General features: G+C 41.3%; 19 protein-coding genes and 1 tRNA gene. 5 read left to right on the top strand and 15 right to left on the bottom strand.

Going from position 1 to position 20,794, the window contains the following annotated elements; all coding sequences use genetic code 11:
• From ACA086_RS10895 to mnmE, 3 genes are all read right to left on the bottom strand, one after another.
• Entirely contained in the window at positions 1-741 is a 741-nt protein-coding gene (locus ACA086_RS10895; RefSeq protein WP_371003339.1) for a tyrosine-protein phosphatase, read from the bottom strand.
• A gap of 119 nt (positions 742-860) precedes the next feature.
• Positions 861-3,590: a pyruvate, phosphate dikinase gene (ppdK, locus tag ACA086_RS10890; protein ID WP_371003338.1), complete on the bottom strand. Its 2,730-nt coding sequence runs from the start codon at positions 3,588-3,590 to the stop codon at positions 861-863.
• Positions 3,591-3,735: 145 nt separating this feature from the next.
• Entirely contained in the window at positions 3,736-5,133 is a 1,398-nt protein-coding gene (gene mnmE / locus ACA086_RS10885) for a tRNA uridine-5-carboxymethylaminomethyl(34) synthesis GTPase MnmE (RefSeq protein ID WP_371003337.1), read from the bottom strand.
• 110 nt (positions 5,134-5,243) lie between these two features.
• Between mnmE and ACA086_RS10880 the strand changes: the two genes are divergently transcribed.
• Positions 5,244-5,606, top strand: coding sequence for a DUF4870 domain-containing protein (locus tag ACA086_RS10880; protein ID WP_371003336.1), 363 nt, complete (start codon positions 5,244-5,246; stop codon positions 5,604-5,606).
• Between the two features lie 74 nt (positions 5,607-5,680).
• Here the strand turns inward: ACA086_RS10880 and ACA086_RS10875 are convergent, their stop codons facing one another.
• From ACA086_RS10875 to ACA086_RS10835, 9 genes are all read right to left on the bottom strand, one after another.
• Positions 5,681-7,435: a hypothetical protein gene (locus tag ACA086_RS10875; RefSeq protein ID WP_371003335.1), complete on the bottom strand. Its 1,755-nt coding sequence runs from the start codon at positions 7,433-7,435 to the stop codon at positions 5,681-5,683.
• A gap of 492 nt (positions 7,436-7,927) precedes the next feature.
• Complete coding sequence (locus ACA086_RS10870) at positions 7,928-8,929, bottom strand: GNAT family N-acetyltransferase (protein WP_371003333.1); 1,002 nt, start codon at positions 8,927-8,929, stop codon at positions 7,928-7,930.
• Positions 8,930-9,002: 73 nt separating this feature from the next.
• The gene (locus ACA086_RS10865; protein WP_371003332.1) at positions 9,003-9,929 is read right to left on the bottom strand and encodes a GNAT family N-acetyltransferase; all 927 of its coding nucleotides are present in this window, start codon (positions 9,927-9,929) and stop codon (positions 9,003-9,005) included.
• A gap of 109 nt (positions 9,930-10,038) precedes the next feature.
• Positions 10,039-11,112: a hypothetical protein gene (locus ACA086_RS10860; RefSeq protein ID WP_371003331.1), complete on the bottom strand. Its 1,074-nt coding sequence runs from the start codon at positions 11,110-11,112 to the stop codon at positions 10,039-10,041.
• 249 nt (positions 11,113-11,361) lie between these two features.
• Positions 11,362-12,480, bottom strand: coding sequence for a DNA polymerase III subunit beta (gene dnaN, locus ACA086_RS10855; RefSeq protein WP_371003330.1), 1,119 nt, complete (start codon positions 12,478-12,480; stop codon positions 11,362-11,364).
• Between the two features lie 167 nt (positions 12,481-12,647).
• The gene (gene gldG, locus ACA086_RS10850) at positions 12,648-14,312 is read right to left on the bottom strand and encodes a gliding motility-associated ABC transporter substrate-binding protein GldG (protein ID WP_371003329.1); all 1,665 of its coding nucleotides are present in this window, start codon (positions 14,310-14,312) and stop codon (positions 12,648-12,650) included.
• 4 nt (positions 14,313-14,316) lie between these two features.
• Complete coding sequence (gene gldF / locus ACA086_RS10845) at positions 14,317-15,045, bottom strand: gliding motility-associated ABC transporter permease subunit GldF (RefSeq protein ID WP_371003328.1); 729 nt, start codon at positions 15,043-15,045, stop codon at positions 14,317-14,319.
• 5 nt (positions 15,046-15,050) lie between these two features.
• Positions 15,051-15,347, bottom strand: coding sequence for a putative quinol monooxygenase (locus ACA086_RS10840; RefSeq protein WP_371003327.1), 297 nt, complete (start codon positions 15,345-15,347; stop codon positions 15,051-15,053).
• Entirely contained in the window at positions 15,348-16,178 is an 831-nt protein-coding gene (locus ACA086_RS10835) for an S-adenosyl-l-methionine hydroxide adenosyltransferase family protein (protein WP_369747620.1), read from the bottom strand. It lies immediately after the preceding gene.
• Positions 16,179-16,304: 126 nt separating this feature from the next.
• Between ACA086_RS10835 and ACA086_RS10830 the strand changes: the two genes are divergently transcribed.
• Together ACA086_RS10830 and ACA086_RS10825 are read left to right on the top strand one after the other, a co-directional pair.
• On the top strand, positions 16,305-17,258 hold the full coding sequence (locus ACA086_RS10830) for a PhoH family protein (RefSeq protein WP_369747621.1): 954 nt from the start codon (positions 16,305-16,307) through the stop codon (positions 17,256-17,258).
• An 8-nt stretch (positions 17,259-17,266) separates the two neighbouring features.
• Positions 17,267-18,226: a phosphoribosylaminoimidazolesuccinocarboxamide synthase gene (locus ACA086_RS10825; RefSeq protein ID WP_371003325.1), complete on the top strand. Its 960-nt coding sequence runs from the start codon at positions 17,267-17,269 to the stop codon at positions 18,224-18,226.
• A 99-nt stretch (positions 18,227-18,325) separates the two neighbouring features.
• Here ACA086_RS10825 and ACA086_RS10820 read toward each other — a convergent pair.
• A tRNA-Met gene (locus tag ACA086_RS10820) sits at positions 18,326-18,399 on the bottom strand.
• Between the two features lie 136 nt (positions 18,400-18,535).
• Here ACA086_RS10820 and ACA086_RS10815 point away from each other — a divergent pair.
• The gene (locus tag ACA086_RS10815) at positions 18,536-18,919 is read left to right on the top strand and encodes an START-like domain-containing protein (RefSeq protein ID WP_369747623.1); all 384 of its coding nucleotides are present in this window, start codon (positions 18,536-18,538) and stop codon (positions 18,917-18,919) included.
• A gap of 53 nt (positions 18,920-18,972) precedes the next feature.
• On the top strand, positions 18,973-19,818 hold the full coding sequence (locus ACA086_RS10810) for an aminotransferase class IV (RefSeq protein ID WP_371003323.1): 846 nt from the start codon (positions 18,973-18,975) through the stop codon (positions 19,816-19,818).
• Here ACA086_RS10810 and ACA086_RS10805 read toward each other — a convergent pair.
• On the bottom strand, positions 19,811-20,371 hold the full coding sequence (locus ACA086_RS10805) for a YqgE/AlgH family protein (protein WP_369747625.1): 561 nt from the start codon (positions 20,369-20,371) through the stop codon (positions 19,811-19,813). The two genes, ACA086_RS10810 and ACA086_RS10805, sit on opposite strands and share 8 nt — an antisense overlap.
• A gap of 115 nt (positions 20,372-20,486) precedes the next feature.
• Positions 20,487-20,759: an HU family DNA-binding protein gene (locus ACA086_RS10800; RefSeq protein ID WP_369747626.1), complete on the bottom strand. Its 273-nt coding sequence runs from the start codon at positions 20,757-20,759 to the stop codon at positions 20,487-20,489.
• Positions 20,760-20,794: the final 35 nt, after the last annotated feature.

The raw sequence follows: 20,794 nt of genomic DNA, 5'->3' as shown, positions 1-20,794 counted from the left end.
TTAATAAAACTCCCTTATTGTATTTTGAACAATGGGTACTATCTTATCATAAACTTTTTCTGATACGGTAATTTCTTTTAAGCTCTTTAATTGATTGATCGTGTGAACATCCGATCCCACGAAATCAATCTTGTTCTTTTCTAAGAGTTGGAAAGCAAATTTTTGTATATCACTGCCGTAGTAATCACTTAAGGACAACAGATTTAGCTGAAACAGTACATTTTTTTTCTTGTACTCCTTTAAGACTTTCCTTTTTGAATGAAGGTAGCGATATCGCTCAGGATGGGCCAGTATTGGAAAAAATCCTGCAGAAGTTATTCTTTCAATAGCACTTTCAAAATTAAGTGAGGCTTGCAGATACGACATCTCAATAAGGAGGTAATTGAATTTAAGAGGCATGATTTCCTTATTCTCAAAAAGATTTTCAAAGGACTGATCGATCATATGTTCTGCCGCTGCTTCTATAGTGATGTTCTCTTTACCCTGCATTAACAACTCCGATTTTAGTTTTCCCAGGGCATTGGCAATAGTTATTGGTGTGTTTGGGTAATAGTCGGCCATAATATGAGGGGTAGCTATAAACTTTGTCACTCCAAAGGACTCAAATTCTCGGATCATGGCTATAGAGTCTTCCACGGTTTTTGCTCCATCATCAATACCCGGCAGAAGGTGATTGTGAATGTCTACGAACCCCTTTAACGCATCTACTAAAAATCGTTTCTTATTAAAAATATGGAACATTGCCAATTTAAATTCTCGTGCAAAAATAGGCTTTCTTCACCAACTAAGAAGATTAAAAAAATGGACACCTATATACGCTTATAGGTGTCCAATTGGAAATCTTTAAACTTGTTGATAAGCTATTTTTCCTCCATAATAGCCGCCTGTGCCGCCGCTACCCTGGCTATAGGTACCCTGAAAGGCGAACAGCTCACATAATTCATTCCGGCACGGTGACAGAACTCCACTGAACTGGGTTCCCCCCCGTGTTCCCCGCAGATTCCTACCTTTAAATGAGGCTTGCTTTTCCTTCCGCGTTCTGTACCCATAATTACCAATTGCCCTACACCTTCCTGATCCATCACTTCAAAAGGATCCTCCTTTAAAATTCCTTTCTCCAGGTAGATGGGAAGGAATTTGCTTGCATCATCCCTGGAATACCCATAAGTCATTTGTGTAAGGTCATTGGTGCCGAAAGAAAAGAAATCGGCATGTTCGGCGATCTTATCCGCCATCAGGGCCGCCCGGGGGATCTCGATCATAGTCCCTACCGAATAATTGATCTTGGTTTTCCGCCTAGCAAAGATAGCCTCTGCGGTTTCCCGGATTACTTTTTCCTGTTCTACAAACTCGTTTACGGTTCCCACCAGTGGCACCATGATCTCAGGATGAACATCAATACCCTTTTCTTTAACATTTAGTGCGGCCTCTATAATGGCCCTAGTCTGCATTTCGGTGATCTCAGGATACGTATTTCCCAATCGGCATCCCCGGTGTCCCAGCATGGGGTTAAATTCTTCCAGGGCTGCTACCTTACTTTTCACCGCATCAAGCGAAATATGAAGGTCCTCTGCCAGTTCTTTCTGTGTAGCAAGCTGATGAGGTACAAATTCATGCAGTGGTGGGTCGAGCAACCTTATAGTCACAGGAAGGCCTTGCATGGCTTCAAAAATACCTTCAAAATCGCTGCGTTGCATGGGTAATAATTCACGTAGTGCGTGTTTTCTCCCTTTTACTGTCGTCGCAAGGATCATTTCACGCATAGCCTTGATCCTGTCCACCTCAAAGAACATATGTTCTGTACGGGTAAGACCAATCCCCTGCGCCCCAAAATTACGGGCTACAAGGGCATCTTTAGGAGTATCGGCATTTGTCCGAACCTTCATTCGGGTATACTTATCAGAAAGATCCATCAGCTCCCCGAATTCTCCACTGAGTTCAGGTTGTCTTGTTGCAACTTTCCCTTCTATAATATTCCCGGTAGAGCCATTGAGGGAGATCCAGTCGCCATCGTGGAATTCTTTTCCATCAACTGTTAGGGTTCTTTTTTTGTAATTGATCTTAAGAGCTCCTGCACCGGAGATACAGCATTTCCCCATCCCGCGAGCCACAACGGCCGCATGGGAGGTCATTCCCCCTCTGGCGGTAAGGATTCCCCTTGCAAGATCCATGCCTTCCAGGTCTTCAGGGGAAGTTTCTGTACGTACCAGGATTGTATTTTTATATTTCTTTGCCTCTTCGGCAAAAAACACGATTTGTCCTGTAGCTGCACCGGGTGAAGCGGGTAATCCCTGGGCTATGATCTCCGCATCCAATAGTGCATTCGGATCGAAAACAGGGTGGAGGAGTTCGTCGAGTTTGGCCGGGTCGATTCTGAGCAATGCTTCTTTTTCGTCAATAACACCTTCTTCCAACAGATCCATTGTAATCTTAACCATAGCTGCCCCGGTACGCTTTCCATTTCGGGTTTGCAGAATCCAAAGCTTACCCTGCTGTATGGTAAATTCCATATCCTGCATGTCTCGGTAATGATCTTCCAGTGTTTTCTGATATCCATCTAATTCCTGATAGATCTCCGGCATTAATTCTTCCAGAGAGGGGTAGTCGGTCTTTCTGTCCTCCTCGGCGATTTGAGCCAGTTTTGCCCAACGTTCAGACCCGAGTCGGGTGATTTGCTGAGGTGTCCGTACCCCGGCTACCACATCTTCCCCCTGGGCGTTGATAAGGTATTCCCCGTTAAACACATTTTCGCCGGTTCCTGCATCGCGTGTAAAACATACCCCCGTCCCCGAATCGAGGCCCATATTACCAAATACCATGGCCTGTACATTTACGGCCGTACCCCAATCGGCAGGATAACTATGGATTTTTCGGTAATACTGGGCACGTTTTCCGTTCCAACTGTCAAATACAGCCATTACAGCGCCCCAGAGCTGATCCCAGGGGTCTGTCGGAAAGTTTTTCCCGGTTTTTTTCTTTACAACATCCTTAAAGTCGTACACAAGGTCCTGCAAATCCTGGATAGTAAAATCAGTGTCGAGCTTTATATGTCTTTTATCCTTGAGATGGTCAATGATTTCTTCAAAGGGATCTTCATCTTCCTTGGACTCGGGTTTCATTCCCATTACAACACCCCCGTACATCTGTATAAAACGGCGATATGAATCCCAGGCAAATCGTTCATTCCCGGTTTTTTTGACAATGCCTTCAACGGCGTCATCATTTAAGCCTAAATTCAGCACTGTATCCATCATCCCTGGCATGGAGACCCTGGCACCGGAGCGCACGGAGAGTAACAGAGGATCATCATCATCTCCGAATTTTGCTCCCATGGTTTGTTCAATTTCCTGTACCGCTTTTTCAACTTCGGATTTGATCAGGGATATAACCTTTTTCCGGCCCAGTTCATTGTATTCAGTGCAAACTTCTGTGGTGATCGTAAATCCCGGAGGAACCGGAATTCCAATACGACTCATTTCAGCCAGATTGGCGCCCTTGCCCCCAAGTAAGTTTTTCATTGCACTCTTCCCATCGGCTTTTTTATTCCCAAACCTGTATACACGAGTCTTGATTTCTGTGGTCGTTTCCATGACAGCTACTTTATTTTAAAGGATTTAAATTAGGATTGAAAGTACTGCCAGTATGCCGGTATTAATATGATATAAATCATATATTGCCTATATGTAATCTTTGTTACATATAAGATATTCAGGGTTTTACAAAAATTAAAAGTCCTTATTTTCCGATGCAGAAATTTGCGAAAATATTCCCCAGCAGGTCGTCCGTAGTAATTTCCCCGGTGATCTCGCCAAAATGGTAAAGGGCCTGGCGGATATCCACTGCCAACAGATCACCTGATAAACCTTCTTCTAACCCAGTCTGTACTTTATGAATTTCTTCACGGGCTTTTTGCAGGGAATTATAATGACGGGTATTTGTCACGACTGTATCTCCGGAATTCAGTGCTCCTGTATTTACAAGTTTTAACAGACTGGCCTTGAGTTCTTCCATCCCAGTATTCTCCTTTGCTGAGATAAATAGGGCCTGAGGTAATTCTTTTTTGATGTCATTCAGCGTATCATCAGGAATTCCGTCAATCTTGTTGACAAGCAGTATCCTATTTTTATTAGGATACTCAGAAGTAATGTTGTTTAATTGTTCCTTGACCAGAGCTGTTTTTGCGGGATTGTTCTGTATGGCTGTTCCATCAACAAGATAAATCACCACCCGGGCTTTCCCGATATTTTCCATTGTTTTTCTGATCCCTATCGATTCCACAACATCCTCGGTCTCCCTGATCCCGGCTGTATCTATAAAGCGAAACCCAATCCCCTCGATCACCAGTTCATCTTCTACAGTATCCCTGGTGGTCCCTGGGATGGGGCTTACAATAGCTCGTTCTTCATTGAGCAGGGCATTGAGGAGGGTCGACTTCCCCACATTGGGTTCCCCCACAATGGCTATGGGAATTCCATTTTTTATCACATTTCCCAGGGCAAAGGAGTCGATGAGATGTTTTAAAACAGTATCAATTTTATGCAAAAGTTCAGAAAACTGTTTTTTATCAGCAAACTCTACATCCTCCTCGGAAAAATCCAGCTCCAGTTCGATAAGGGAGGCGAAATTGAGCAGCTCTTCCCTCAGTTTTGCGATCTCATTGCTGAATCCTCCTCTCATCTGTTGCAAGGCGAGCTGATGTGAGGCAGCATTTTCTGAGGCGATCAGGTCGGCCACGGCCTCGGCCTGACTCAGATCTAATTTACCATTCAGAAATGCCCTGAGGGTAAATTCGCCTGCCTCGGCCATTCGACATCCCTTTCGCAAAAAAAGCTGGATGATCTCCTGTTGAATATAGGGCGATCCGTGGCAGGAAATTTCAACCACATTTTCCCCTGTGTATGAATTGGGTCCTTTAAAAACGGTTACCAAAACCTGGTCAATAGTTCGTGAGCCTTCAATGATGTAGCCGAGGTGTACGGTATGACTTTGTACTTTGGTTAGTAGCTTTGAACTACCCGATTTGAAAATATCTGCGGTTTTGACAATGGCGTCATTTCCCGATACGCGTATAACAGCAATAGCTCCTGTTCCGGGAGCTGTGGCCAAAGCAACTATGGTATCTGTAGGGAGCATGGATAATTTTGATGCAAAAATAAGGAAAAGGATTTTGGAGGACTCAGAGCAAAACTTGTAACAATTACAAAAAATTTACGTCCTATAAAGTACAATCAAAAGAAGAAATCATGGAAGTCATCAATCAATCAGCACTTAGGGAAGACAGGCAATTGCTTGTAATCACACATTTAACGCAACTTTTATCATATATCATTGGTTTTGGCGGACTCATAGCCCCACTGATCATATGGTTAACGTCAAAGGATAAGGTAGAGGGTATGGATATACACGGGAAAGCCATACTGAATTTTCAACTGAGTTTAATCCTATATTTTATCCTGAGTATCCCCGCCATTCTGCTATTAGGTCTTGGAATTCTGGGAATCATAGGAGTAGTCATTCTGGGGTTTGTTATGCCTATAGTAAATGCAGTACGAGCAGGCAATGGGGAGGAACCCAGTTATTTTATGACGATAGGTTTTATAAACTAGAGTTAGTAAACTCTTTTGTAAAAACAAAATAGGCATCCAATTGGATGCCTATTTTATTTTAAGCCTGTTTAGAATTATAAAGGACAAAGGTCTCCACCATTTCTACTGGTCCCTTCAAGAATCTCAAAGTTGCCAATGACCAATCCGGGCCCTATCGGTTGTGAACAACTTGTATGGATATCCGTAATCTTCTCTCCATTCAAGTAAATGGTGATTTCTGTACCGAGCGTTCCTTTTTTATCGTTACCATAAATTTCAAACGTTCCGTCTGCAGAAACATTCCCGTTAAAGACATTACCTTCTTTTTTAGTCTTTACTTTGATTACATCATCGATACTACCACTATACTGGAACTTTAAATAGTCCACTTTCCCATCACATTCGCAATCTTCATCGTCATCGTCATCATCGTCATCGTCATCGTCGTCATCATCATCATCATCATCGTCATCATCATCATCACTGTCATCATTATCTGAAGGATCCAACGGACACAATTCACCACCATTTCTGCTGGCACCTCCAACTACCGTGAAGTCTCCAAAGGATAGTCCGGGACCAATGGGTTGTGAGCAGCTTGTGTGGATCTTGGTGTTTTTAGAACCGTCAGTATAAATTATGATTTCAGTTCCCAGGGTACCTTTTTTGTCAAATCCACTTAGGGTAAAGGATGCGCCGGCTTCAACATAGGCATTGAAGATCTCAGTTTTTCCTTTTTTATCGGTGACCAGGATTTGTGCACCTGGCCCATCATTTTGCAAATCCAATCTGGTAACCTTACCATCACAATCACCGCAATCATCGCCACCTCCTGGAGGAGGATCTAACGGACATAGGGCGCCTCCATTTCGGCTCGCACCTGCTACCACAAGAAAATCACCAAAGGTGAGCCCAGGCCCAATGGGCTGGGAGCAACTGGTGTGAATCTTAGTATTTACTTCACCATTAACTTCTATGGTAATTTCTGTTCCCAGGGTGTTCTTCTTGTCGACACCAACAAAGGAAAACTCCTGCCCCGGTTGAACTACTCCATCGAAAACAATTACATCATCCTTTTTTTGTGTGACAACAATATGGGCATCTGTTTGGTCACCATTGTATTTCAAGGTTAATTCAGTCACCTTTCCATCACAGGGAGAGCATTCTTCCCCTTCTATTAAAAATGGAATAATCAAGGGCTGAATATCTGTGGGGCGCAATATAATACCAACAAATTCATTGCATCCGGGAATAAATCCATCTCCATTGGCCAGGGCCAGGTCAACTAATTCATTGGCCCTAACAGCACTCCATTCCCCTAATCCGCAATCGGCACAAGCCTCTGACGGATCACGGAGATCATCTACCAATTTCCAAATTGCAAATTGAAGGTCTCCATAAGTATAAATTTCGGCACTAACCGGACTTTCAGATCCTACTATCTCTTGATTTAACAACCAGTTTACGGTATCAAAATTTTCAGGATATTCAAAGGCATCTGCTGGTAAGGAAGATGTGCTTAATAATACATCAACATTGTCATAACATCGCGTAGCGGCAATGCTAAGATCATCATCTATACACCATGCTTCATGACTTCCAGCCAAAAATCCTTCTGCAATATCTACATTTAAATAAGAATCCGGACCCTGCCCGGTGGTACAGAAAGAAATAGTTTCTGGCAGTGAAGCTTCAATAATATTAAGTGAATTAGTACAGGAAGGATTTTCTGATTCTTTCGAGCTTTTATGAAAAACTCCATCTAATTGTTGACTATCCTTATTTAGTTCTTCTATCTGGCAGGAAAACATTAATAGGACTACTCCTAGTAAAAGGTAAATCTTTTTCATTCTGTGGGATTTAAATGTTGGTTATATAATTAAAAGGGAAGATAAGAATTCCTAATTTTCATTAGACCAACACTTTAGGTCAATTCGATAAAGTGCAAATAATAATTGATAAATGGATAAGAAAAACCATTTATGTAGGAAATTTCGTAGTCATAATTGTATTCTGAATTTTCTAGGCTTTTCTAATTCTTCAACATCACCAGCGTTGTGACTATTTCTCTTCATTCAGGCCAATCGCAGGGTTGAATATCCCTGCCATAGTTCTGTTAGGTCTGGGGGATTCTGGGAATCATCGGACTAGTCAAATTGGAATATGTATACCATCTACAATGCAATGATGGCGGGGAATGGTAAATAACCTAATTATTTTTTGACCAGATCATTTATTTCCTGATTTCAAAACGAATAAAATCATATCAATTTAAAGCAGGCATTTGAAATACAACCTAAATGGTAATAAGCGATTGATAACTTTGTATTATAGATTCTTCCTTAATTCAGATATCGGTATTTAAATTTGTGATAGATGGTGTCTAATTTAAGGGACCTAAAAATTTCTTTAACTTTAAATACTACCATAAGCATATTTGCTAGTGCAGTACTGACGAAACTCTTTTTATTATATACAATGTGGTATTCAAAAATATATGAGAGATTACTCCATCTTTTTTTGTAATCGAAATGGCCTTTTGAAAAATCATAAAAATCAATATTGTTGGCAAAACACCATTCGAGGCTAAGGTAGGTGGTATAGTGACCAATTTTATAGTCACTGTAGTCAATATCAAAGACGGGATAAGCAAGTATTAACGAATCAGGTGTCAGGTAATTGATGTGTATGGAAACGGGTTTCTGATCGGCATAAAGAATGAATATCATTGCTTTTTTTTCTCTGACAAGTTCAAAAATAACTTCATTCAAATATTCCCAATAGAGGGGTTTTAACAGGTGATATGTCTCTTTTTTAGATTCAAAACGTTTTACAAGTAATTCTCGAAAACAATTTAAAACTTCATTGTATTTCTCTATGTCAACATCATTCCCGGTTAAAACTTCACTGGTGATTTCAAAGTGATTTTTGAGCTTGAGGAAAGACTTTTTAAAATTCCTTTTACTCTTGGAGCGAAAACGATAATTCAAGTAATCGGAAGCGCTGTTAAAAGGATTCAATTCTATGGCGTAGGCGTCATACTGTCTGATTTTTTTTAAGCCGAATGTAGAATTTTCAATGAAACCAGTTTTATGGTACGAAGGCACATCGTATATCAGATAGACTGCGTTTTTGAAAAGACTCAAATCTTCTGAGGGCTGAAAAACGTAAAACATCCCCTGGGATATTCTTTTACCAACATTAACATAAACACCAAATCGCATTTTAATAAATGTAATATTGGAAAACTCAGAAAAAGTAAAGGTTGCACCGCTATTGTTGAAATGCTTGTTCCAGGTTGAAACAAATTTTGGGCAATTAAATGGGTTATTTTCTATAGCCATTTAGGACAGTCACAAATTTTAAAGACTAAATTAGTTTTAATGTGGATAGGACCACTGCATTCGATCCGGATTTTCACGATGATATACAAAATTGTATCCACCTTCCTGCATAGGTTTTTGAAGGTCTCTTCAATCTCCGTTGTTTTAGCATAACTGCATAATATTTAACATAAAGAAACAGACCTAAACAAGAACTTATAAAGCGTTTTAATATACTATTTTCCGGATAGACTATATGGGTCCTATATTTGAATACAGCATTGGAAAATTTGATCTTATAATCAAAACTTCCCCAACCCAAATCTATCAATTGATAATCGTTCATAAAACACCATTCTATCTGCTTTACAAACATTTGCTTCCCTGGACTATAAGAAAAGAAATCCTTGTTGAAGGAGATAATTGCAGCGACAAAGATATTTTGGTAATGATAGTTAAGAGAAATACAAATAGGAACACCATTATTAAAATGGGCAAAAATAGAAGCCTTTTTTTCCAGAATCATTTGGTAAGCAGATTTCTCATATTGCTCCCACTTTTGCAGAGCACTATGCTTATGAGCTCTTCCTTTGAATCGCTCCTGAATGTATTCCTTTAACGTTTGCATCAGTGTATTGTATGTAGGAAGGTCAATTGATCCATAATACGTCTTAAAGGTTATTTGATAATCTCTTTCCAAACGTTGTATGTCCTGTCTCAGGTTCTTATATGGTTTTTTGCCCAATTGCTTACGAAGGAAAATATTGGAATCTCCATGATTCGGTAAATGAATTGCAAAACCCATCCAAAAAGAACGTTCTACACAGCTGTAACCTTTTTTAAGATCTTTTTTTGTGTAATTCAGGTATGGCGGAATCAACAAAACGACACCAACAGAGGAAGTATTGGTTTTTTTTTCACTTTGATCAATCTCTTCCTGATCCCTTGTTTTTCGAGCATAATATGGAGGGAGATTTCTGTTTTCGTAATAAGTGTAGTGAAAATTATAGGTAGTGAACATTGGTTGATGGAGAGAAATGATAGAGATTATTACGCTCGATGTTAAAATTAATAAAATAAAAAGGGCGAAAATATTTTCGCCCTTTAATATTAATATTTGATTCTAATTTCTAGTTATCAGAATATTCAAAATACATAGCCCAATTGCTGCCTGGGAAACTACAGCCGTCAGCCCAGATCGTCTCATCACAAGGAGAACATTCTAATGGGTAGGGTATGATAAGAGGTTGATTACCCGCTTTGTTCACAATAATACCCAAAATCTGCCCGCACTCTGGCTCAAAACCTTCACCGGCTTCTGCCATGGCAAGGATTTCATCGACACAGGCGTTCGAATACGCTCCCAGGCCGGCGATACTACCGGTTGAAATATCATCTAACAGTTTCCATATTGCCAGCTGTAGATCACCATAGGTAAAGACACCGCCCGCAGTACAGGGCTGCCCTACGATAGACTGATTCAACAAATAATTAACCTTGTCAAAATTCTCAGGATATTCAAAAGTTCCATCCGGCAAACTGCCTGTGCTTGAATATATATCTGCACCATCATAGCAGGTATTAATTTCTATACCCTTATCATTATCGACGCACCATGCTTCAAAGTCACCAGCCAGAGGACCTTCCGTAATAGAAATATTTAAATATGAGTTCGGACCTTGAACAGTGGTACAAAAATCTGCGATTTCTGGTAAATTATCCACAACAGACTCCACAGAATTGGTTGCACATACCACCACTCCATGTACAGCCAGCCATGGTCCGGTATTAGCTACTATAACCGTGTAGTTCTGATTACATTCTACCCCGTCATTTACATAGTCGAAGTTTCCAATTTTTGGATTTCCACTTTTGGTCATTTGAAAATATTCGGGAAGTGTTGCGACATCAACATGGGCTTCAGTTAAGCAATAGCCGTCTTCAGTAATGTTGTAAGTGATTACATAATCTTCGCCAACTTCATCTACAGATACGGTTCCTACAACCATATTCTGGCCAGCGATTAGGTCGCGTTCCGAACCAGAGCACCCATCCATTTCAAAAGTCAAACTTGATGCAGAAACGTTTCCTTTTTTAGAAGCTTTACCATCGACGGATGTCAATTCCTGTCCATCGAATTGCTCCACTTCACAGGAAACCAAAAGCAAGGAAGCAATAAACATAAAAGAGAGTAGTTTTTTCATAATATTATAGTTTTAATTTTTAGGTTGGTAATTCTTTTTCCAGATGTTCTCGTAACTATTAGAATCCCAATTCAGAGTAAAGGATCTTAATCTTCACAGTACCATCAAAAATATGTTAAAAAGGAGAAATATTGCTTAGTTATACCGACTTAATCGACTAACAACCAAATATTCAGACGAAAGAATCTTCCTGAACGTGAAAGGTAAGATATCAACTAAAAACCGCCGTTAATCACCCAAGTTTCTGGATCAATTATTCAACATCACCGGCATCACAAGCATGGTGACCTCTTCCCCTTCATCCAGGCCATCCACAGGGGTAAGTATCCCGGCTCTGTTAGGGAGGCTTAGTTCAAGGGCTACTTCCTCTGAGGATAGATTCCCCAGCATTTCCACCAGGAAGCGGGAATTAAACCCGATCTGCATGTCATCGCCCTGATAAGAGCAGGTGAGGCGTTCCTCGGCCTTATTGCTGTAGTCGATATCCTCTGCGCTAATATTCAGTTCGGCCCCGGCGATACGCAACCTGATCTGATGCGTAGTCCTGTTAGAGAAAATGGAAACCCTGCGAACTGAGCTCAGGAAATGGTTTCTGGCAATAGTGAGTTTGTTCGGGTTTTCTTTTGGGATAACTGCCTCATAATTGGGGTATTTCCCATCGATGAGTCGGCAGATCAATTCAATATTATCAAAACTGAATTTAGCATTACTGTCGTTGTATTCCACCTTCACCTGCTCTTCGCTTCCTGAAAGGATGCCTTTTAGCAGGTTCAGGGGTTTTTTAGGCATGATAAACTCGGCAACTTCAGATGCTTTTACATCATTCCGCCTGTATTTTACAAGCTTATGAGCATCGGTGGCCACAAAAGTCAGGTGTTCCGAAGAAAACTGGAAGAAAACCCCGCTCATTACTGGCCGGAGATCATCATTACCTGCTGCAAAAATGGTTTTGGTAATTGCCGTAGCCAGGATATCTCCCATAATCGAAGTTGAACTGGGACTACCCAACTCCACTGCTTTGGGAAACTCTGCTCCATCTGCATAAGCCAGAGCGTATTTTCCGTAATTGGAACTGATCTCTACCGTATTATTATCTTCAACAACAAAGGTCAGGGGTTGTTCAGGGAAGGTCTTTAAAGTATCCAGTAGCAGCCTGGCAGGAACAGCAATGGTTCCCTCGTTATCCGATTCTACCTCCAGCACTGCACTCATCGTAGTTTCCAGGTCCGACGCAGAAACTGTTAGCTCTCGCTTTTTTAATTCAAAGAGAAAATTATCCAGAATGGGCAGTGTATTGCTGCTATTGATCACTCCACCCAATACCTGTAGTTGTTTTAAAAGATATGTACTTGAAACAATAAATTTCACAAGTTTAGTTTTTTAGTTGTTTAAGAGGTCTGACTTATTTGATATCACTTTAAAAAAGACAAGAATCGACAGATTCCGATAGGCAATATTTACGACTAAATCACAATATAAGACCCAAAACAAATATATCCCAATTGAATTTTTCAGTAAAACTTACTTATCAACAGCTATCTTCCAAATTGCCTCTTTCTCCAGATCGAAAAAAGCAGAGAAACCAGGAGTACATAAAGCAAGGGAATACCAATGTTTATAAGCTGCCAGCGACTTTTATCCGTTACGATTTTTTCCCCGTCCAGCATCGGAATGAGAACACTGCGATTGCGAATGTTTATAAGTCCTGTATCATCCAGCAGAAAATTAAAGACATTAATGAGGAATTCCTTGTTTCCGTAATAATTATTTGTCCATTTATCATAACCCAATTCCAGTGGCCTGCCATTTCTCAATTGATTGGCTATAAGATCCCCATCTGAAACTACAATCATTTTATTTTCAATCCCCTTTTCAGTTTCACCTTCAAGCTTTAGCGGTTTGATTCGGTTGGCATAGGCCGAATTTAACTTCCCTTCAATCAATACTGAAAGAGGGTAGTTCCCTTCAGTGTATTTCTCCCTGTCAGGTGGTGAATTCAGAAGATCAAAACTTATCTGCCTCGGTGTTGTCAGCCTCCGGGATAAGGGTGAACTTTTTGCTAAAATCGATTTTTGATATTCATTCTCAAGGGTGTCTATGGTACTCGTAAACTGCAACCTCAGGGCTTCGATATTCGCATTGACCGGGTGGTCATTGGCCGTAAATACCATAGGATGATATACCCAGGGCAACGGATTGTATTCGGAAGCATTGCCTTCCCCGCTTGCCAGAACGATTTGTGTACAATAGAGGTCATCTACCAAATCTGAGTTAAGCCTTACACCGTATTTAAAAAAGAAATCATTCAAATTCAGGTCGCGTGGCAGTGCCATGGCCTTCCCCTCTTCATTAAAGAGGCTGTCGAGTTCCATGGCCACAGGATCAACCAGCCATAAAGAACGCCCTCCATTTACAATGTACTGGTCCAGAACGTATTTTTCTTCCTCGCTGAATGCTTCTGTGGGTTTGGCAATCAAAGCGAGGTCATAGGTCTTTAATTGATCGAAGACCCCCTGAGGGTTCCCCTCAACCGAATCAAGGGTGATGGCCCCAATATTGTAGTACTCTCTGATGGAGGTTAGTATATCGGCCAGATACCGGTCTTCCAGTTCGCCATTCCCTTTGATAACGGCAATTCGTTTTTTTTCAGGAATCACAAGTTTTGAAAAAGCATCTGCAAAGGCATATTCCAGGTTTTGTACCGAATTGTTTACCCTGTCCTCAACGCTTGTTCCCAATTTGTTTTTTAAGAGGGGAACTTTTACTGTACGATCCCGGTAGGTGACCATTGCCCAGGGGAACACGAGTTCCTGAGATACCTTGCCTTCTGATTCCGTAGTTACACTGGCAGGGGTAAGGCCAATTCGCTGCAATTGTTCAATGGTAGCTTCTGCCAGGGCAGGGTCTGCCAGGGGATCCTCAAAAGCGTATTTTATCTTATTGTTCTTATCAGAAAAATTTTCAAGGAGTTGTTCGGTTTCCAGCTTCAGTCGCTGGAATTCTGACGGCAGATCGCCTTCCAGTAGCACATCGACAATTACAGGAGAATCAAATTTCGCAATAACCTCCTCACTAGCCCTGGCCAGGGTAAACCTTTTGTCCTCCGTTAGGTCAATCCTCACAAACAAAAAGGATGATACCAGATTCAGCAGAATGAATATGCCGAGGCCAATTCCTATATGTACAAGGATCTTTTTCATATGCCTATGCACGCTGTTTGAGTTGGGTTACGGTGAGGTAGGAAAATAAAATCGAGATCGAAATAAAGTAAACCACATCCCGGGAATCGATGATACCTCTGCCAATTCGTTCATAATGCGCTTTCATTCCTATATTTTCAATAAAAAGAGATAAGCCACCATCGGAGATCAGGCCTGCGATCGACTCAAATCCGAGATATGCGAACAAGCATAAGACAATAGCGAGGAGAAATGCTACGATCTGATTTTCAGACAGGGTAGAGGTAAACAAACCAATGCTTGTATAGGCGAAGAGCAACAAGAGCATGCCAAAGTAGGATCCCATAACCAGACCCAGGTCGTAATTTCCCCCTTCTGTGCCCAGGGAGGAAATACTCCAAACGTATGTTAAGGTGGGTATCAGGGCCATCACTGCCAGGACAAAAATTCCAAGAAACTTTCCTGCTACTAAGTTCCCGGGGCTCAGGGGTTTCATCAAAAGCAACTCTAATGTCCCTAATTTTTTTTCTTCCGAAAAGCTCTTCATACTCAGCCCTGGAATCAGGATCAGAAAAATATAGGGTGAGAGCATAAAAAAGGCCGACAGATCGGCAAAACCATAGTCGAATACATTATAGGAACCTTTGAATACCCACAGGAACAGGCCATTGAGGAGCAGGAACAAGCCCAGTGCCAAAGGTCCGGTAGCCGTGGTAAAAAAGGATGTAATTTCTCTTTTGAAGATAGCAAGCATACGAATCAGTTTAAACTGTGGATTTTCTGAACACTCCAGGCCGCCGGTTTGTCAGCAAACAACTCTCTTGTCTTACCCCAAACTTCTTTAAAGAAGCCGGAGTTCCGGTAAGCCTCCAGATACTCTTCACTTTCCCACTGGCTATAGGTAAAGAAGATAGATGGCTCATGGGTATCCTGATAAAGCTCAAGCAGAGTACAGCCTTCAAAACTTCTTATTTTATCTTTAGTCGTGTCAAAAATGCGCTCAAAACTACTAATATTTTCCTTTTTGAATTCGAGCTTAACAATGCGTACGATCATCTATTTAAAATTTATGGTTACCGTATCCCTGTAGTCAAGTCCAAGCAGGGAAGAGGCACTGCCAACGGTATTAGGATCACTTTTATAAATGGCCAGTTCAATATAATCTGCAGAATTAAAAAGCGCCAGCAGGTCCCCGGGTCCTTTGCGCTGATTTTTATCGAGTTCAAAGTCGATAATATCACTGTAATTATTCTCTATCCTGCTGATTTTTTTATTTCTTGCCAGTAGCTCAAAATCCCGACCTTTCCTGTAAGCTTCAAAAAGGCTTTTTTGAATATTGGTTACCACGTTCCCGTAATTATCAATGTAGATCACACCGCCTGCAATAGTATTCCCGTTGTTGGTGATTCTTGGGGAAAAGTCCTTTAGTTGCCTGAGGTCATCGAATTTTTTCCCCACAACCTCCAAAGTGCCTCCTCTGGCAATATGACAGGCTACTTTTACAAAAACCTCGAGCACGGGAAAAGCTCCCGGTTGAGGGTTGGGAATCTTTAATTCTACTACCTTGTCTGGTTTGATCTCGGCGGTGATCAGGCTACTTACCCCATTGTTTGCAAGGATAAAGTAGTGACCGTCAACATAGACGGCGAGATGTTGATTTTCGGCAGTGCATTCTGCATCAACTCCCACTATATGAATGGTGCCTTTAGGGAAGGCCTTGTATGAATTTTTCAGGATATAAGCACATTCCTGTATGTTGAATGGACTAATGGCATGAGAAATATCAACAATTTTTGCATCTTCCAGCTCGGTGTATATCGTTCCTTTTATGGCGCCTACAAAATGGTCTTTATATCCAAAATCGGTAGTTAGGGTAATGATCGCCATGAAGCAATGTTGATATTTTTTTGGGTCTTCAAACCGTTTTATTCTTAAGTTTGTACGTCAAAATTAATCAAAAAAACAGCGTTGCGAAATTTATATTCACCCCATTACAAATAAGAACAAACTTCCTTGAACGAACTCACGCTAGAACTCACAGATATTAGTCCAAGAGAATTTTTTGGACAACAGAACGAACATATTGACCTGCTTAAGAAATATTTTCCCAAGCTAAAGATCGTTGCCCGAGGGAGTAAGATCAAGGTTTACGGAGATGATCAGTTGCTCGATGAATTTGATAAGCGCTTTCATATGTTGACGGCTCATTTTGCCAAGTACAACAAGTTGGATGAGAATGTGATCGAGAGGGTGCTCACCAGCAACGGAAAGGATGAACTATCGGCTCCGGCTGACAGTAATGATATCCTTGTCCATGGTGTAAGTGGCAGGTATATCAAGGCTCAGACCGTAAATCAGCGCCGTCTGGTAGATGCGATGTCCAAAAATGACATGGTCTTTGCAATTGGTCCTGCGGGAACCGGTAAGACCTATACGGGTGTGGCCCTGGCGGTTCGCGCTCTGAAAAACAAGGAGGTAAAAAGGATTATCCTCACGCGTCCGGCAGTGGAAGCAGGGGAGAACCTGGGCTTTTTACCCGGTGACCTTAAGGAAAAGCTCGATCCTTACATGCAACCTCTATACGACGCTTTACGCGATATGATCCCTTCAGAAAAACTGGCCCATTATATAGAAAACGGAACCATCCAGATCGCGCCAATGGCGTTTATGAGGGGGAGAACGCTAGACCATGCTTTTGTCATCCTCGATGAAGCCCAGAATACCACCCATGCCCAGATGAAGATGTTTCTGACCAGGATGGGGAAAAATGCCAAATTCCTGCTCACCGGTGATCCGGGACAAATCGATCTTCCGCGAAGGGTGATTTCAGGACTAAAGGAGGCCTTGTTAATCCTTAAAAATGTCCAGGGAATCCAGATGATCTACCTAGATGACAAAGACGTGATCCGTCATAAATTGGTAAAAAAGGTCATCGATGCGTATAAGAATATTGAGCATCAGAATTGAGAATACCTATGAGTAACAATACGATCGTCAGTACCAACTTTAGCTTTCCCGGACAAAAAAACGTGTACAAAGGCAAAGTAAGGGAGGTTTATACCCTGGAAAACGATATTCTGGTGATGATTGCTACAGACAGACTCTCGGCTTTTGATGTGGTCATGCCCAAAGGAATTCCTTACAAAGGGCAAATCCTTAACCAGATCGCGACAAAAATGATGGCGGCCACGGCCGATATTGTACCTAACTGGCTTCTTGCCACCCCTGACCCCAATGTGGCGGTTGGGTATGCCTGTGAGCCCTTTAAGGTAGAGATGGTGATCCGCGGATATTTATCGGGCCATGCCGCCAGGGAATACAAAAGTGGAAAACGATCAATATGTGGTGTTTCCATGCCTGAAGGGATGAAAGAGAATGATCGCTTCCCGGAGCCCATTATCACCCCTGCCACAAAAGCAGATAAGGGAGATCATGACGAGGACATTTCCAGAGAAGATATACTAAGGCGTGGTATTGTTTCTGAGGCAGACTATGAGATCCTTGAAAAATACACCAGGGCATTATTTCAGCGAGGCAGTGAAATTGCCGCTAAAAGGGGATTGATCCTGGTAGATACTAAATACGAATTTGGAATGCGTAAGGACGGTACCATTGTTCTTATTGACGAGATTCATACGCCCGACTCTTCGCGTTATTTTTATGCCGATGGCTATCAGCAACGGCAGGATAACAATGAACCCCAAAAGCAATTATCAAAAGAATTTGTCAGGCAGTGGCTTATACAGCATGGGTTCCAGGGCCTGGTAGGGCAGGAAGTGCCTGAAATGACTGATGAATACATCACTTCAGTTTCGGAGCGCTACATAGAATTGTATGAAAATATCACCGGAGAAGAGTTTGAGGCAGCAGATATTTCGGATATCCAAAAGCGGATCGGGGTAAATGTACTTAATTACCTCAGTGAAAAGCCTTAATGCTGATTTAGGCAGGGGGCATTTAGTCAGGATTTATTCTTAGGAAAACGCACTACTTTAGAAAATAAAAAAAAGACCACGTTATCGTGGTCTTTTTAGTAGCGAGAGGGAGACTTGAACTCCCGACCTCAGGGTTATGAATCCTGCGCTCTAACCGCCTGAGCTACCTCGCCATAGGTTTTGTAAGCGGCTGCAAATATAAAGTTTAATTTTGGCTACATCAAAATTAGGGTCTCAAAAAATAATTATGGGAGAATATTTTTTTATCATATAGAAATATATATATTGTCCGCAAGAAAATACCCCCAAATGTCCGATAAAACAAAGTTTGAGTTAGAATTCGTAATACAGTCTTCACCGCAATTGCTCTTTCAGTATCTCTCTACCCCCTCGGGGCTTTCAGAATGGTTTGCTGATAATGTCAATTCCAGAGGGGAACGCTTTAGTTTTATCTGGGACGGTTCTGAAGAAGAGGCAAAACTTCTGAAAAAGAAAAGTGATGAGTTTATTCGCTTTGCCTGGGAGCACGTGGAGGACGACGCCTATTTTGAGATGAGGATCATAGTTGATGAGATCACAAGTGATGTTTCCCTGTTTATCACTGATTTCGCCGAAGAGGATGAGATCGATGAAGCAAAAATGTTATGGGAAAATCAGATAGCGGATCTTAAACAGGTGTTAGGGTCCAAATAATAATTCATAAGAGAAGCACTATCTTTGGCCTTGAAATTTTCAAGGCTTTTTTTATGATTAATTACGAGGGGGATTTACTGGAGGATGATTCCTTATATCTCAGCGTGCAAAACAGAGGATTTTCCCATGCAGATGCGCTGACAGAAACAATACGAATACTTCCCGGAAAGATCTGTTTTTGGGAAGAACACTATCTCAGGCTAATGGCTTCCATGCGAATTCTCCGGATGGAAATCCCTATGAATTTTACCATGGAATTCCTGCAGGAGGAAATATTTAAGACGATTGAGGCATCCCAACTTTCCTCCGAACCTGTATTGGCAGAATTATATGTATTCGTAAACACTCCAGCAAATCAGGTGGGGGTAAAAAGAAATGTGAGCTATATTATCAGTTTAGAAGAACATAACTCGCATTTTTATCTGCATCCGGATACAGAATACAAAGTGGACCTATACAAGGATTTCTATGTACAGGCAGGAATGCTTTCCGGTTTGTCTTCTGTCAATAAAATATTGAATACAATCGGGCGAGTTTACGCTTCGGAAAATGGCTATAACGACTGTATTCTCCTCAACGATGAAAAAAACGTGGTGCAAACCCTGAAAGGAAATTTATATCTGGTAAGTGGGAAGGCAATCAAAACACCGCCCTTATCAGATGGATGTAAAAATGGAGTGATCAGAAAGAAAATTATTGAACTTGTTGGAAAAACTCCTGAATATGAGCTAATTGAGGCGTCTATTTCCCCATTTGAATTACAAAAGGCCGATGAGCTCTTTATTTCCAATATTGCTGAAGGTATTCAATCCATCACCCATTACAGAAAAGCGACCTATCAAACTGAAGTGGCAAAAAATATTTTGGGGAAGCTCAATGCTGTTGCCCGACTTAGTTAAGGCTTGGGTTTTCAGGGGCGTTTGACCAAAGGAGGTAATCCCCTCCCAATTCCATCATTTTTTCCTTCCAGAAGGAATTTGCCGATTTCTCAATGATCTGACTCTCGTAGTGATTCTTGACTACAATCCAGGATTTTGAAACCAGTTCCTGGTCGAGCTGAAGCGAAGACCATCCTGAATAACCCAGGAAAAAACGAATATCCTTAGGGGTAATAATCCCTTTGTTGATCAGGCTTATGGTGGTTTCAAAATCACCACCCCAGAATATCCCGTCTGAGATCTCTACACTGTCGTTGATCAGATGAGGGACTTTGTGGATAAAATAGAGGTTGTCCTGCTCTACGGGCCCACCATTAAAAACGGGAAAGGGAACCATGATCTCACTGATCAGTTCGCTAATATCGTAATCCAGGGGTTTGTTGAGGATAAAACCGACAGAGCCTTCTTCATTGTGTTCGGCGATCAGTACTACAGATCTGTTGAAGGAAACATCCCCTGTTAATGAAGGCTCGGCAATTAAAAGCTTTCCTTTCTTAGGTTTTAAACTTGTCATTTTGGGAAGTTCCTTTTTTCTAAAATAGAATAAAACTGTCTAACTACAAAAAATGGTAGAATAAAAAAAGCACCTCGGTTATGAGGTGCTTTAAATATATTGTACAGAACAAAAATTAGTTAACAGCGCTGCTCAAATCAGAACCAGCCTTGAATTTAACTACATTTTTTGCCTTAATTTGGATTGTTTTTCCAGTAGAAGGGTTTCTTCCTTCTCTAGCACTTCTTCTAGATACTGACCATGATCCGAATCCAACCAAAGAAACTCTGTTACCTTTTTTAAGAGATTTTTCAACATTTCCCAAAAAGGATTCCAATGATTTCTTAGCGGCTGCCTTTGTGATGCCAGCGTCAGCTGCCATAGCATCGATTAATTCTGTTTTGTTCATAATTTAAGTAAATTAATTGTTGTTAAACATTTTAA

Origin of the sequence: Muriicola sp. E247, from assembly GCF_041358175.1 — a bacterium.
In the GTDB taxonomy this organism is placed as follows: Bacteria; Bacteroidota; Bacteroidia; order Flavobacteriales; family Flavobacteriaceae; genus Muriicola.
This window is presented reverse-complemented; position numbering and strand designations above follow the sequence as displayed.